General features: G+C 61.5%; 13 protein-coding genes. 7 read left to right on the top strand and 6 right to left on the bottom strand.

What is annotated here, in order from left to right; genetic code table 11:
- Positions 1 to 1,044, bottom strand: a complete 1,044-nt coding sequence (locus tag ACM6UT_RS18715) for a 2,5-dihydroxypyridine 5,6-dioxygenase NicX family protein (protein WP_416798862.1) — start codon at positions 1,042 to 1,044, stop codon at positions 1 to 3.
- A gap of 134 nt (positions 1,045 to 1,178) precedes the next feature.
- On the opposite strand from ACM6UT_RS18715, the gene ACM6UT_RS18720 reads away from it, so the two are divergent.
- The 3 genes from ACM6UT_RS18720 (at position 1,179) to ACM6UT_RS18730 (ending at position 4,552) form a co-directional block, all read left to right on the top strand.
- A complete protein-coding gene (locus ACM6UT_RS18720) occupies positions 1,179 to 2,150 on the top strand; it encodes a LysR family transcriptional regulator (RefSeq protein ID WP_416798863.1) in 972 nt (323 codons plus the stop codon).
- A gap of 123 nt (positions 2,151 to 2,273) precedes the next feature.
- Positions 2,274 to 3,929: a GMC family oxidoreductase gene (locus tag ACM6UT_RS18725; protein WP_416798864.1), complete on the top strand. Its 1,656-nt coding sequence runs from the start codon at positions 2,274 to 2,276 to the stop codon at positions 3,927 to 3,929.
- A complete protein-coding gene (locus tag ACM6UT_RS18730) occupies positions 3,926 to 4,552 on the top strand; it encodes a flavin reductase family protein (RefSeq protein ID WP_416798865.1) in 627 nt (208 codons plus the stop codon). Before ACM6UT_RS18725 ends, ACM6UT_RS18730 begins: the two co-directional genes overlap by 4 nt.
- Positions 4,553 to 4,649: 97 nt before the next feature.
- Here ACM6UT_RS18730 and ACM6UT_RS18735 read toward each other — a convergent pair whose 3' ends face one another.
- The 4 genes from ACM6UT_RS18735 to ACM6UT_RS18750 form a co-directional block, all read right to left on the bottom strand.
- Positions 4,650 to 4,829 carry a hypothetical protein gene (locus ACM6UT_RS18735; RefSeq protein WP_416798866.1) on the bottom strand — a complete coding sequence of 60 codons (180 nt, stop codon included), beginning with the start codon at positions 4,827 to 4,829 and terminating at the stop codon, positions 4,650 to 4,652.
- A 170-nt stretch (positions 4,830 to 4,999) separates the two neighbouring features.
- Positions 5,000 to 5,794, bottom strand: coding sequence for an ABC transporter permease (locus ACM6UT_RS18740; protein WP_416798867.1), 795 nt, complete (start codon positions 5,792 to 5,794; stop codon positions 5,000 to 5,002).
- 71 nt (positions 5,795 to 5,865) lie between these two features.
- Positions 5,866 to 6,663 (bottom strand): ABC transporter ATP-binding protein, encoded by a 798-nt coding sequence (locus ACM6UT_RS18745; protein ID WP_416798868.1) that lies wholly within the window; start codon positions 6,661 to 6,663, stop codon positions 5,866 to 5,868.
- Entirely contained in the window at positions 6,663 to 7,685 is a 1,023-nt protein-coding gene (locus ACM6UT_RS18750; RefSeq protein WP_416798869.1) for an ABC transporter substrate-binding protein, read from the bottom strand. The genes ACM6UT_RS18745 and ACM6UT_RS18750 overlap by 1 nt, the downstream gene beginning before the upstream one ends.
- 602 nt (positions 7,686 to 8,287) lie before the next feature.
- Here ACM6UT_RS18750 and ACM6UT_RS18755 point away from each other — a divergent pair.
- The 3 genes from ACM6UT_RS18755 to ACM6UT_RS18765 are packed head-to-tail and all read left to right on the top strand — an operon-like array spanning position 8,288 to position 12,459.
- A complete protein-coding gene (locus tag ACM6UT_RS18755) occupies positions 8,288 to 9,547 on the top strand; it encodes a YlbE family protein (protein WP_416798870.1) in 1,260 nt (419 codons plus the stop codon).
- A gap of 40 nt (positions 9,548 to 9,587) precedes the next feature.
- Positions 9,588 to 10,916 (top strand): malonyl-CoA decarboxylase, encoded by a 1,329-nt coding sequence (locus ACM6UT_RS18760; RefSeq protein WP_416798871.1) that lies wholly within the window; start codon positions 9,588 to 9,590, stop codon positions 10,914 to 10,916.
- A gap of 28 nt (positions 10,917 to 10,944) precedes the next feature.
- Positions 10,945 to 12,459 (top strand): malonate--CoA ligase, encoded by a 1,515-nt coding sequence (locus ACM6UT_RS18765; protein WP_416798872.1) that lies wholly within the window; start codon positions 10,945 to 10,947, stop codon positions 12,457 to 12,459.
- 97 nt (positions 12,460 to 12,556) lie between these two features.
- Here the strand turns inward: ACM6UT_RS18765 and ACM6UT_RS18770 are convergent, their stop codons facing one another.
- Positions 12,557 to 13,018: a CoxG family protein gene (locus ACM6UT_RS18770; protein ID WP_416798873.1), complete on the bottom strand. Its 462-nt coding sequence runs from the start codon at positions 13,016 to 13,018 to the stop codon at positions 12,557 to 12,559.
- Between the two features lie 181 nt (positions 13,019 to 13,199).
- Here ACM6UT_RS18770 and ACM6UT_RS18775 point away from each other — a divergent pair, with 181 nt between their 5' ends.
- Positions 13,200 to 14,537 carry an amidase gene (locus ACM6UT_RS18775; protein ID WP_416798874.1) on the top strand — a complete coding sequence of 446 codons (1,338 nt, stop codon included), beginning with the start codon at positions 13,200 to 13,202 and terminating at the stop codon, positions 14,535 to 14,537.
- The last annotated feature ends 105 nt before the right edge of the window (positions 14,538 to 14,642 follow it).

Here is a 14,642-nt window from a genome sequence, read left to right on the forward strand (position 1 = left end):
TCAGGCGACCGACTTGTCGATGAACTTGCAGCAGTCGACGATCGGCTCGCCGTCCAGCTCGAGACGGGTCGAGCGGAACGACATGTCGATGTGCAGCTTCGAGGCATTCTGGCCGCCGAGGTCACGATTCTCGCCGATCGCCACCAGCACGTTGCCGTAGAACGAGCGCGTCTCGACTCCGCCGGCATTGTCCCAATTGCGGGTCGACAGTGCGTCCCAGGTAGAACGGTGTTCGACTCCCCATCCGATATGCGACAGCTTGCGCGCGCCTTCGTCCCCACGGTCCTCGATCAGGCTGCGCAGCATGAGCGCCTCGCGGCCACCCTCGAAGCGATGGGCGACACCCTTCTCGAAGTAAATCTTCAGCGGCTGAGTGACATAGCGCTCGAACGGGAACAGCACGTCGCCTGGCGAAAGCACCAGCACACCCTCGACCGTCTCTTCCTCGACGGTCGTGCACACAAGGCCGGTTCCCCAGTGGTCCCAGCGACCCTTCTCGTCAGCCATACCATACTGGTTGCCCGCCAATCGCGCGCCCCTGCTCATGACCAGGTCGGTGCCGCCTGCCGAGGTAAGCCGCACCGTCTTGGCCAGCTTGTAGCGCTCGACGCCACGGTTGGCGCGGTCCTTGACTTCCTGGCTGGGCATCAGGCGCAGCAGAATGTCCTCCGGTTCCCGGACGCGGAGAATGCGTGTGCCAGTGGCCAAAATCGCCTCATGGTCATTGGAATACAACATGCCGCCGGTCGACACGTCGACGACGAAGTCGGCACCCTTCATGACCTCGATCATCAACGGCTGCAGGTTGGCGCGGCCAACGCTGTTGCTGGCGTCAACATTGATGAGTGGCTGTGTGATGGTGAAGGCGCTGGCACCAAGATCGCGGGCTGCGGCCATGAAAGCGGCCGAATAGACCGGATTGGTGAAGCTGTCTGCGTAGACAACGACCTTTTCGCCCGCCACGACCCGCGACTGTCTGAGACCTTCGCGGAATATCGGTATGATGTCTGCTGCGCTGAACTGTGTGATTGGTAACCGGATCATTGCACGCCTTCCCTTCAAAATCTCTGCATCGCGGCGCTACTAGCACATGCTCACGCCTTAAGGGCATGGAGTAGACAAGCCGCCGATAGCCAGCTAGAACATATTTTGTTTCAGATATAGCTTGTGGGTATACCTTGGACCAGAAACAGCTTGAACGTTTTGTCGACGTGGTAGAGAGCGGCAGCCTCAGCCGCACATCGAAGCGCCTCTACATCTCGCAACCCGCCCTGTCGAAAAGCCTGCGCCTGCTCGAGGAACAACTAGGCGTCCGGCTACTCGAACGCGGCCCGCGCGGCGTCAAGCTGACCAAGTTCGGTGAGGCCTTCTACAAGCGCGCACGCTCCATCACATCCGAACTCAGGCGAGCGAATGACGACTTGAACAACATCAAGGGTCAATTTACCGGCTGTGTATCCCTCGGAGTCACGCCTGGCCCCGGCATCCTCGACCAGATCATTCCCAAGGCCATTGTGCGCATTGCGCTGAAGCGGCCCAATCTGAAGTTCAAGATCCGGAGCGGGGCGATATCGGAACTGCTGGTAGACCTGCACCGCGGCGACCTGGACTTGCTGTTCACCATTCTGGACGAACGTACCGAGAGTCCCAACCTCAAGACCCAGAAGTTGTTTGACGATTCCTTCGCGCTAGTGGTCAGAACGGGCCACAAGCTCCTCAGCCAGAAAGAGATTTCTCTCAATGATCTGATCGAATACCGTTGGGTCATGCTCGAAGACGCGCTGCCGCTATGGGATGGCGTGCTCGAGCTCGCCCGACAGAACCAGATCGACGCATCAAAGGGCCCGATTGAAAGCAACTCGCTGGTGTTCATTCGCGAGGTCGTGCGCAAGACCGACTTTATCGGCATCATTCCGGCCTACGCCGCCGAAATAAGCACTGCATCAGGCAATTTGCGCTACATACCGATGGAACGAATATCGCACCACGATATATTGCCGAACCTGACGCGCTCTCTGGGGCTCGTCCACCCGGCGGAAATCGAGCTGACGCAAACCGCCGAAGCGCTTCTGCGTAGCATCAATACCGTATGCTTCGAGCTCAATTTGCTCGGCAAGGCGCCGCGAGCCATAACCACCACGAATGGCTAGCGTGGTCAGGTACATACCGAAGCACCGTCCAGTTCTTTAAAGTTGGCCTACGAACACGTCGGACTGGCTCCGTCTGCGGCTGCGCATCGGACGTCCGCCATCTGTCCCATCCAGGAGGTGCCCGTGGCCAACTCATTGTCATTCGACTACATCGTGATCGGCGCAGGTTCGGCTGGCTGCGCCATGGCCGCACGGCTGTCGGAGGACACGAATACGAGCGTGCTTCTGCTGGAGGCTGGTGGCTCCGACTTCAATCCCCTGATCCACGTGCCCATCGGCTGGGGCATGCTGATTCGGCTGGGAATGAACAACTGGAACTTCAAGAGCGAGCCGGTGAAGGCGCTCGGCGGCCGCGTCCTCGACTGTCCGCGCGGCAAGGTCATGGGCGGCACATCGTCCATCAACACGATGGCCTATGTGCGCGGCAACCGGCAGGACTACGACAGGTTGGCCGAACGTGGGATCGAGGGCTGGACCTACGAGGACGTGTTGCCCTACTTCCGCAAGCAAGAAAGCTGGGAGGGCGGGGAGACTCGCTATCGAGGCGGATCCGGCCCGATCTCGACCGGCACCTCGAAATACACCGACGAGGCCATCGAAGCCTATGCCGACGCTGTCGGACAGGCCGGCCACAGCTGGGTGGACGACTATAACGGCCTCGATCAGGACGGCTTCTCGCGCATGCAGCTAACGCTACGCAACGGTCGCCGCTGCTCGAGCTACAGGGGTTACATCAAGCCGGCGCGCGAACGCCGCAACCTGACGGTCATCACCCATGCGCAGGTGGCAAGGATCACCATTGAACACGGGCGCGCCACCGGCGTCGAGTTCATCCGTGGCGACATTCGCACCACCGCCAATGCGCGGCGCGAAGTCATTGTCAGCGCCGGCGCATTCAACTCGCCACAGATCCTGATGCTGTCGGGCATCGGCGACGCCGACCATCTCGCTGCGCACGGCATCGAGTGCAAGGTCGACCTCAAGGGCGTCGGTCAGAACCTGCACGACCACTACGGCGTGTCGATTGTCTTCGAGCGCCATAAGCCAGGTCCGTTCCACGCCAACATGCGCGCCGACAAGGCCGCACTCGGCTTCTCTCGCGCCTACTTCACCGGCGGCGGCTTCGCCTCCGAGCTGCCCGGCGGCATCACCGGCTTCGTGCGCTCAGAGGCGAGCCAGAAGGTGCCCGACCTGCAACTGCTGTTCGTCGGCGCGCCGATGGACGCCCATCCGTGGCTGCCGCCATTCGTGAAGCCCTACAACGACCGCTTCATGACCCGTGTCGTAATGTGCCGCCCGGAGGGTCGCGGTTCGATCACGCTACGCTCCGACGATCCGTTTGCCGCACCGATTATCGATGAGGCGGTTCTCAACACTGAATCCGATATCCGCCGCCTTCGCGAGGGTGTGAAGATCTTCCGCGACATCGGAAAGCAGAACGCGCTGACGAAGCACTGCACCGAGATCGGTCCTGGCCTCTCCAAGAGCACGGATCAGGAGATCGACGACTATATCCGCAACATCGTCTCTCTCTCCTACCATCCCTCGGGCACCTGCCGCATGGGACCGGACAGCGACATGATGAACGTGGTCGACAGCGAATGCCGCGTGCACGGCGTTAAAGGCCTGCGCGTCGTCGACGCCTCGATCTTCCCCGAGCCGATTGGGGGCAACATAAACGCGCCGATCATCATGGCAGCCGAACTGATTGCGGACAGGATGAGGCGTGCTGCAGAGCCAGACCGAAAAGCTGTTGTGCAGACGAGCGGATCCCGATGACGGACAAGTCAACGATCACGATCCCTGCCCAGGACCTGGACGAAGACCGCTCCTATAAATTGATCTCTGCAGCTGTAACGCCGCGTCCCATCGCATGGACAGCGACGCTCGGTCCGAACGGCGTAAACCTCGCACCCTATAGCAGCTTCACGTTCGTCAGCTACAGCCCGGCAAAGGTCGTGATCAGCGTGGGTCCCTGCACGGAGGTGCTCAAAGACACGTTGGTGAACGCGCAGAACCGCGGCGAATTCACGATCAGCTCGGTGACGCCGGACTTGCTGCAGCCGATGGTCGACAGCTCGCATGGCTTCGGCCCCGATGTGAGCGAGGCGACCGCCCTGGACATCGCGCTTTCCCCGGCTACGCTCATCCAAACTCCTTACGTGCGTGATGCGGCCGTGGCGATGGAATGCCGGGTCGACCGCATCTTGGACGTTCACGATGACCACGCGCACCGTCTGATTATCGGCAACGTGGTGTGCTTCCATGTTGCTGACGCTCTCTGGCAGGGCGACCGGATTGACCCGATCGCCTACGCCTCGCTCGGCCGCATTGGCGGCCCTCTCTACGTAACTCGCGGTGAAATCATCAGGGCCCAGATATCGGCGTCAGTAAAGATCTGAGGGTTGCCGAAAGCATTCCATCTCCGACCTCGGCAGTGTCGACACGCACTATAGGCGCCACCCGGGAACCTTGAATTTGCGCTCGACGTGAGCCGGATCAGGAGACAGTCCGCACGCTACTTGACGGTGGTGCTGCGGGTAGCGCGGCGACACCGCTATGGTTGCGCTCGCCGCCGATCGTATCGCGGCTCACCGTGAAGACCTTCACCTTGATTCCGTTCTCATGAATGGCCTTCCAGACCGTCGCGGACCGGCTGCCGGGGCAGTCACCGGTCATACGTAACGTCCTGGGTCGGAAGAGTACTGAGGGCGCTCGATGACATGCATGCCCCTGAACATCTTGTTCCCCCTGCAGGCAGCGTCACGCAATTGGCAACTGGCCCGCTACGGGCGGTCCGGAAACGGCAAGTCCTCAGGCGGATCGCACCGCCCGAGGACTGGAGCTACTCAGTTCTTGGCGGAACCGTGCCAAGGAATGAGGTATTTGCGAACGCCCACGACCACAGCGTAGAAGGCGAAGCCGAGAATGGACAGGTGCATGATGACCGCGAACAACGCGGTCGTGTTGTAGGAATTCATCTCCTTGACCGCCAGGTTACCCAGGCCGGTGTTGCCGCCGAGATATTCGCCGACAACAGACCCGATAATCGACAGCACCACACCCACCTCCATGCCGGTCAGGATGAACGGCAATGCACTGGGGAAGTCGAGCTGTGTCAGGCGCTGCCACCGCGTTGCGTTCAGGCTCTTCATCACTTCGTCAAAGCCGGTCTCGACAGACTTTATCCCGAGAATGGTATTGAGCAGGATCGGGAAGAAGGCGAGGATTGTGGCGATCACAACCTTCGAGGTCATGCCGAAGCCGAACCACACGATAAAGAGGGGCACCAAGGCGACCTTGGGGATCACCTGGGTAGCGATCACAAAGGGGTTCAGCATGCGCTCGAGGCGCGGCATCTTGCCGAGCAGGAAGCCTAAGCTGATACCAAGGACACTTGCGAGCAAGAAGCCGAGGAGGGTTTCCAATGCCGTTACGCCGGTATGAAACCAGACGCTTTTGTTCATCACGAACTCGAACCATTTCATGACGACTTCAGACGGCGGCGGCAGCACCAGCCTGCTCACTTCGAACAGGTGGACATAACCTTCCCAGCTGCAGAGGAATGCCGCCAGGATTATCAGACTGCCAATCCAGGCTGGGATTATCCCGCTGCCGGTGATTTGGTTATCGGGAGAGTTCATTATTGCTTCCGTGGTTTCTTGATGCGGGACAGGATCTTGCACTTGCGCGTGGCCGGAACGGCCCTTGCCGCTCAGTGATCAAGCTTGCCGTGCAAATAGCTGACGATCCTCTGGAATTCCGGTTCCCTGTACATGCTCTGGTCGCGCGGACGCGGAAAAGGAACCTCGATGATCTCCTGTACCCGGCCCGGTCGCGGCGACAGCAATACAATGCGGTCCGCCAAAAATACCGCCTCCCCGATCGAATGTGTCACCAGCACGACGGTCTTGCCGGTCTCCATCCAGATGCGCTGAAGCTCATTGTTCATCGTGTCGCGCGTGATGGCATCAAGCGCGCCAAACGGCTCATCCATCAGGAGGATGCCCGGATCATAGCTGAGGGCGCGAGCGATCGATGCGCGTTGGCGCATGCCGCCCGACAGTTCTCGCGGCATGCGCCGCTCGAAACCCGCGATGCCAACGAGCCGGCAAAGCTCCTGCGCCTTGCCCAGACGCTCTGCCTTGCTCACACCGCGCAGCTTGAGCGGCAGCGCGATGTTTTCCTCGATCGTCAGCCAAGGAAACAGGTTCGCTTCTTGAAAGACCATGCCCAGGTGCGACAACGCATCACTATTGCGCTTGCCGTTGGACCAAAGGTTGACCCCACCCACCTCGATGAGGCCAGACGTCGGCGTCTCAAGGCCGGCAATGAGCCGCAGCATCGTGGTCTTGCCGCAGCCCGACGGCCCCAAGAGGATCGTCATGCCGCCACCAGCAATGTCCATCGTCGTCGGGGTCAGCGCCTGTACGCTGGCTTTTGGGGCACCGAACCTTTTTTCGGTCGCCTTGAGCGATATCGATTTGTCGGAAGTTGCGGTGGCGGCTGTCATCACTTGAATGCCTCGTCTGCAAAGCTGTTGTCGTACAGAGCGGCGATGCTCGGTACCGTGACGATCCCTGCGTCCTGGACCAGCTTTGCGGCGGCTTCGAATACTGCCGGAACATTGCGCATGACATTGTCGCGGCCCTGGGCGAGCGTCAACTCGTTGTAGGCCTTGATGGACTTGAGGCGGAACTCACGATCATCATTGGTGGTGAGCTCGAACTTGCTGACGATCCGGTCAAGGATAACAGCCGGGTCGGCATCGATGATCTCGAGCGCTGAAGCGCGCATAGCACGCAGGAACTTGACTACGGTTTCGCGGTTAGCTTGGGCATATTCGTCGGTCATCAGAATGACACCGCCGGGCAGCGGAGCATACTTGGAGGTCGTCCAGATTTCGACCGGCTCATTGTTCATCTGCAAGATAAGCGCGGTCTCGGTGTTGGCGATAAAGGCGTCGACGCGGCCCTGCTTCAGGATCTCGACGTTGCCAGCGCTCGAACCGATCGCCTGGCGCTCCACCTCTTCAGGCTTAATGCCGGCACTCGACAGCATCAAGTTCAGCACGTTCTCCTGGCCGCCGCCGAGCGAGGCTATGCCAACGATCTTGCCCTTGAGATCGGCCGGCGAATTGATCGGAGCATCTTTGCGGCTGACCAAATTGAAAATGCCGCCCTGAAGGCTTGTGGCAACCGAAATGATCTTGCTCTCCTGCGAGCCCGCAGCCTTCAACAGGTCGAGCAGGCCGACGCGGGTCATGTTGGCCTGGTTGGCAATCACCTGCTGGATGCCGACGGCGGTGCCGCGCACGTTGGTGATCGAGACGTCGAGGCCTTCTTTCTCGAAGTGACCGCCGACGATCGCGTTCATTTCCTGGGCGTATTCAAGCGCGAGGTCGAACGGCTCCATGAACACCAGCTTGGTGGCACTCTGGGCAAACACCGGCAAGCCGCCGGCGAGGAACACGGAACCGGCAGCCGTCCCTTTCAGGAAACTGCGTCGGGAAACAGAATTCTGCATAATCATCATGGCTTTCTCCTCCTACTAGACATAAGCCGAATTGTGTTGGAATCAGTTATTCGACGGAGAGGTCGCAGCTAAAGCGGCTGACCAGGGGCGTTCTACCCGTCGCGAATCGTTTGGATAGATTCACCATGTATCTGGGCGTTGTTATCACCCGGGAGCTCGTTGCGCTTGTTCGAGCTGACGCCCTGACCAGCTGACCAGCCCTCGCTTGCGAGCCTTGGTTGACTGCGGTCATGTAAAACCTCCAGATCGTTCCCCTGGCGCCGTGAGCCAGCGTGCTCATTTGCGTGAGCCTGTGTTGTTCGTGAAGCACGGCGCCACGTTAATTGGTTCCACATTCCGGCTATTTCCGGAATATATACGATTGTTCCAGCCATCGCCTTTAGGAATATCCCCTTTTGCCTTGCAGGGGCCGATCGACTCATTGCACGCCCGGTTGCGCTCTGTTTTTTCCTGTGGATATGGCCCCGCACATGGCAGCCCGGTATCAGTCGGCGGCCTTGTCAGCCTCCGATATAACCAAGGGAAATGTCTTGTCGCCTTACAGCAATGGACAGCTTGGTGATGCGTACCCACTATACGCATCAACCAACGATGGACGACCGATGACTGACGTTTTGCCCGCCCCCTCCCAGACTTCCGCCGAGCTTGCTGCTGCTTTCGGACGCCTTTGCGAGGCGCAACCGATGCTGATCGGTATGGCGCTCGCTGGCGACGCCATACCAGGCATGCGGCCCGACCTCGTCCTGCACGCAGGGCCGCCCATCACTTGGGAAGGCATGACCAGCGCCATGCGCGCCGCCGTCTGCGGCGGCCTTGTCTTCGAAGGCCGGTGCGCTACGGTCGAGGAGGCCGAGGCACTTGCCGGGTCCGGTACGATCTCGTTCGCTCCGGCTCACGACCATCAGGCGGCCGGCGCCATGGCCGGCATCATCACCGCGTCGATGCCAGTGTTCATCGTCGAGGAGCACATCAGCGGGCTGCGCGCCTATGTCACGATCAACGAGGGCCTCGGCAAGGCGCTGCGTTTCGGCGCCAACGGACCCGAGGTCACCGAGCGTCTGCGCTGGATTCGCGACGAGTTCTATCCGCTGATAAGCCGCGCGCTCGAACTCGCCGGCCCGATGGACCTCAAGCAGGCTATCGCCGAGGCCTTGCGGCGCGGCGACGAAGTGCATAACCGCAACAAGGCTGCGACAAGCCAATTCTTCCGTGACATCGCCTTGGCACTCGTCGCCACGGGCGCGCCCCACGAAAAATTGGAGAAGGCGCTGCGATTCATCGCCGGCAACGACCACTTCTTCCTGTCGCTGTCGATCGCGCACGCCAAAGCCGTCTCGCTGTATGTCGAGGCCCTTGGCAAGGGTGACATTGTCACCGTGATGGCCGGCAACGGCGTCGAGGTCGGCATCCGCGTTGCGAGCCTCGGCAAACGCTGGTTCACCGCGCCAGCAAGCGTCGCCAACGTCAAGTTCTTCGACGGACACAGCGAGGACGAGGCGACACCCACGATGGGTGACTCCTACATTACCGAGAGCATCGGACTCGGCGCATTCGCGCTGGCCGCCGCGCCCGCCATCTCCTCCTTTATTGGCGGCACCGTCGAGGAACTGATCGCCCGCTCGGAGCGCATGCGCGACATAACGGTCGGAGAGCACTCATACTTCCGCATCCCGGCGCTAGGTTACCGCGGCGTACCGTCCGGCATCGATGTGCGCAAGGTGGTGTCGACCGGTATCCAGCCGCTCATCAACACGGGCATCGCTTCGCGGATACCCGGTGTCGGCCAGATTGGCGCCGGCGTGCAGCAGATACCGATGGGCTGCTTCGTTGCCGCCCAAGCGGAACTCGACCGGATAGGTTAGAACACCGTCCCGCGCACAGGACCATAGGGAGCATTCCGTCGTGGTGGCACTACTTTCGGACCTCATGGCCAGCCTCAGCCACAAGGGTCTCAACTTCCTTTCACGCGCTCGCGACGACGGCCGGCGCGACATCGTCGCGCTCTGCGACTCCCTGGTGTCGGGCCGTGGCGAGATTTCGTGCTTCGTTATCGCCGAGGCAATCTTCGAGCGCTGGGACGCGCTCGAATCCGAGGAGCGACGTGCGTTACTGACCCGCCTGGCGCAGCGCTTTGCACCCGATCCTGACGCCATCCTCAAGCAGATCGAGACGGTTCGCAAAGACCCCTCGCCCGAAAACCTGTACCGCCTGCACGCGGTCAGCGAGCCACGTGCTCAGGAACTTATCCGACGTCTCAACTACGCTCGCAACGGCACTCGCCGACTCGTTGAGGTCCGCGAGGTGTTGCTCGAGGCGCTGGAAGGGGATCGCACCCTCGCCGGCCTCGATCGTGATTTCGTCCACCTTTTCACGTCGTGGTTCAACCGCGGCTTCCTTCAGCTCAAGCCGGTCAGCTGGGACGATTCCGCTGCGACGCTGGAGAAGGTGATCCGATACGAAGCCGTGCACGCTATCCCCGACTGGGACGAATTGCGCCGCCGCATCGAGCCACAGGACCGGCGACTGTTCGCCTTCTTCCATCCGCAAATGCACGATGAGCCGCTCATCTTTGTCGAGGTCGCGCTGATGACCGGCATCCCCGGCAGCATCACCGACGTGCTGCGGCCCGACCGCCCGATCGTGTCGCGCGAGGACGCCACCACGGCCGTCTTCTACTCCATTTCCAACTGCCAGAAGGGGCTACGGGGCATCTCGTTCGGCAACTTCCTTATAAAGCAGGTCGTCGAGGAGCTGCGTCGCGAACTGCCCAACCTAAAGACATTCGTCACGTTATCACCGGTGCCGGGCTTTGCGCGCTGGCTGCGCCAGCTGCGCGAGAACAAGACGCAGACATTGTTGTCGGCGGCCGATCACGCCTTGGTTGACCGGACCGACGTCGAGGGTTGGCAGGAAGACGCGGCGCTGCTCAGCAAGCTCAATCCGCTGCTCCGGCGACTGGCTGCCTGCTATTTCACGTGCGCCAAGGATAGCCGCCACCGACCCATCGATGCGGTTGCGCGCTTCCACTTGGGAAACGGTGCCAGTCTAGAGGACATCCACGCCATGGCCGACCTGTCGCCCAAGGGGCTCGCCAACTCCTACGGCCTGATGGTCAACTATCTCTACAAGACCTCTGACATAGAGACGAATCATGAAAACTATGCCGAAAATGGCGACATCGCCATTTCCGACCGAGTTAAGGCGCTGCTGAAGCAAGTTGCAGCAAAGTAGCAGGAACAAAAACGGGATACCCGCCGCGATGTCACATAATTTCTTTTCTCTTATCCGCAGCAGCGTCACCGACGACGACAAGATCTTCATCCGCACGACCGAGGGGCGGAGCTACACCTACCGCCAGGCCTGGGACCTGTCGGCACGCTATGCTGCCCTGCTGAGCGCAAAAGGGCTCGTCATTGGCGACCGCGTCGCGGTGCAAGTCGAAAAGTCGCCCGAGGCGATTATCCTCTACCTCGCCTGCCTGCGCGCCGGTGCCGTTTACCTGCCGCTCAACACCGCCTACACGCTCGCGGAGCTCGAGTACTTCATCGGCGATGCCAAACCGCATGTCGTTGTCTGCTCGCCTGAGAGATTCAGCGACATCGAGCCGATGGCCTCCTCGCTAGGGGTCTTCTCGACGCTCACGCTTGGCGCCGCCAACCAGGGCACGCTGGTCGATGAATCTACCTTCCTGCCCACGGAGTACGAGACTGTTGTCGTCGAGCCGACCGACCTCGCCGCGATCCTTTACACCTCAGGCACCACCGGGCGTTCCAAGGGAGCTATGCTGACGCACGCCAACCTGTCGTCCAACGCTCGCACTCTGGTCGAATACTGGCGCTTTACCGACAGCGATGTACTTTTGCACGCGCTGCCAATCTTCCACACGCACGGCCTGTTCGTGGCCAGCAACGTCACCCTGCTTGCCTCGGCAACCATGGTCTTCCTGCCGAAGTTCGACATCGGGTTGATCCGCCGGGAATTGCCACAGGCGACCGTGATGATGGGCGTGCCCACCTTCTATACCCGCCTGCTCAAGGAAGACTGGCTGAACCACGGCAGCACCGACCACATGCGCCTGTTCATCTCGGGTTCTGCGCCGCTGCTGGCAGAGACCCATCGCGCGTGGACCGAGCGCACGGGGCATCACATCCTCGAGCGCTACGGCATGACCGAGACGAACATGATCACCTCAAATCCATACGACGGCGAGCGTATCCCGGGCTCGGCCGGCATGCCGCTTCCTGGCGTCAGCGTGCGCATCAGCGACCCGGACACCGGCGCGCAGCTGCCAGCTAACACGCCCGGCATGATCGAAGTGAAGGGCCCCAACGTGTTCAAGGGGTATTGGCGCATGCCCGAAAAGACACAGTCCGAGTTCCGCACCGACGGCTACTTCATCACCGGAGACATCGGCTACATCGACGCATCGGGCTACGTTTTCATCAGCGGTCGATCGAAGGACCTTGTCATCACCGGCGGATACAATGTCTATCCCAAGGAGATCGAAACCGAAATCGATTCGATCGAGGGCGTCGAGGAAAGCGCCGTTGTCGGCCTGCCGCACGCCGACTTCGGCGAGGCGGTCACGGCCATCGTTGTGTTGCAGGAAGGCGCCTCGCTCACCGAGGCCGAGGTCATCGCCCGGCTCGACCCGCTCCTTGCCAAATACAAGCTTCCGAAGCGAGTGCTGTTCGAAGCGGCCCTGCCGCGCAACACCATGGGCAAGGTCCTCAAGGCCGAGATCCGCAAACAGCACGACGGACTGTACAAGTAGGCAGCCAGACATTGATGCAAAAGAAAGGGCGCCGACGAGACCCGCCGGCGCCCTGTTATTGTCTGCCACGGCAGGCGCGGCAGCCCCAAGTCTCGGCTCAGGCGACGCAGGCGGCCCCGGCGAATACCTTGGAGAAATTCTGAAAAAACTGTTCTGACAGCTTCTTGGCGACGCCGTCGATCAGGCGGGAGCCAAGCTGGGCGATCTTGCCGCCGATCTCCGCCTCGACATCGTAGTGCAGCCGGGTCTGCGCGCCCTCTGCCGTCAGGCGGATCTTCGCGCCCCCCTTGGCAAAGCCCGCAATGCCGCCCTGCCCCTCGCCGACGATGCGACAACTGGCCGGCGCATCGACGTCCTCGAAGCGGACCACGCCCTTGAAGCGGGCCGAAATCGGGCCGATCTTGAGCTTGACCGTCGCGGCGAAGGCGCTGTCCTCGGTACGCTCCAGCGCCTCGCAGCCCGGAATACTCTGCCTGAGCAGGTCCGCATCGTTGATCGCGGCCCACACCTCGTCCGGTGTCGCGTCGAGGACGACTTCGTTGTGCATCGTGAATGCCATGCTGCTGCTCCCCTAGATTAGGGTAGACTGAATGCCATGTGAGGGCCGCGCCTTACCAGACCAGAAAGCTGGCCATCTATCGACAATGGTTATGGCTTCGCCTGCGAGCCGTCTTTCCGTCCGCAGTCGCCTGCCGCTACTCTGAGTCCAACGGACCTGCATGCTTCGAAAGGCCTTGCCAATGGACAGCACAGCACACTTGCCGCCGGCGCTTATGGTCCGGCCGGCACCGACAGTATTGGAGACGCGCGCCGCGGTCGCTTCAGGCGCGATCACGGTCGATGCGGCGCTAGCGGCCTGCCGCGCGAACATCGAACATCTCGATCTCGCGCTCCACGCATTCACCGTCGTCAACGATGTCGCACCCGAGAGCGTTGACCCGAAGCGCCCGCTCGCTGGCATCGCCATCGGCATCAAGGACCTCTATGACACGGCGGGCATGGTGACCGCCTATGGCTCGGCGATCCACGCCCGCAATATCCCCGATCGCGACGCGGCACTCGTCACCCGTCTGCGCGCGCTCGGCGGCCACGTTGCCGGCAAGACCGTGACGACCGAATTCGCCTGGCGGCAGGCAGGTCTCACCGTCAACCCCTGGAACGAAGGCCATACCCCGGGCGGTTCATCGAGCGGCTCGGCAGCGGCCGTAGCCGCCGGGTTGGTGCCGCTGGCAATTGGCACGCAGACATTCGGTTCGGTCATCCGGCCGGCTGCCTTCTGCGGCATCGTCGGCTTCATGCCGGGGCGCGCCGTACTGCCACTCGAGGGCGCTCATCCGCTCAGCCCGACGCTCGATCATGCCGGTCTGTTTGCGCGCACGCTCGACGACATCGCCCACACGTTCTCGGCGCTTGTCCCGCCGTCCGGGCGCGCGCCCACACGAGGCGCGCCGCGTATACGCCTCGTGCGGGGGCTCTATTGGAACCAGGCCAGCGAGGAGCAGCACGCCGTCATCGAGGAAGCTGCATCACATTTCGAGTCGCGAGGGGCGGTCGTTGAGGCGCGCGAACTGCCGACAGTCTTCGACGACGGGTTGGCGATCGCAGAGGTGATCCTTTGCCATGAGGCCGCGGAAATTTTCGCCCCAGTGGCGGATCGCCATCCAGACTTGCTGAGCGCACACATGAAGGATCTGGTGACACGCGGTCGCGCGCTGCCGGCAGCGGCCCACAGAGAAGCACTTGCTGCCCGTGCGGCGCTTCAGGCCACGTATGCCGAAGAGATGCGTGGGTGGGACAGTGTACTCACACTACCGGCGCTCGGAGAGGCCCCGCCCATCGAAGAGGGTACAGGCAACGCCGCTCCCTGCGTATTATGGACGCTTCTCGGCGTGCCCACGATCACGTTGCCGCGGTCCACGGGTGCCCAGAACCTGCCGCTCGGACTGCAACTGGTTGGTCACGCTTGCGGCGATCACACTCTGCTGGCCACAAGTGGTTGGTGTGACGGACTCTCCCAAACTCTCCAGGAAGTTCCGAAACTCAGGTCAGGCTCAGGTCAGTGCGGGTCTCCGCAATGAGGCGCGGTGGCGCTGGTCGGGGCTTTGCGTTGGTATCGAAGGAACTGGCTTGGGGCGAGCGGGATCAGGTTTTGTGGATGCATGAACGCAAAAAGCCCCATGGAG

The organism is Ciceribacter azotifigens (assembly GCF_048159625.1).
Classification (GTDB): domain Bacteria; phylum Pseudomonadota; class Alphaproteobacteria; order Rhizobiales; family Rhizobiaceae; genus Allorhizobium; species Allorhizobium azotifigens.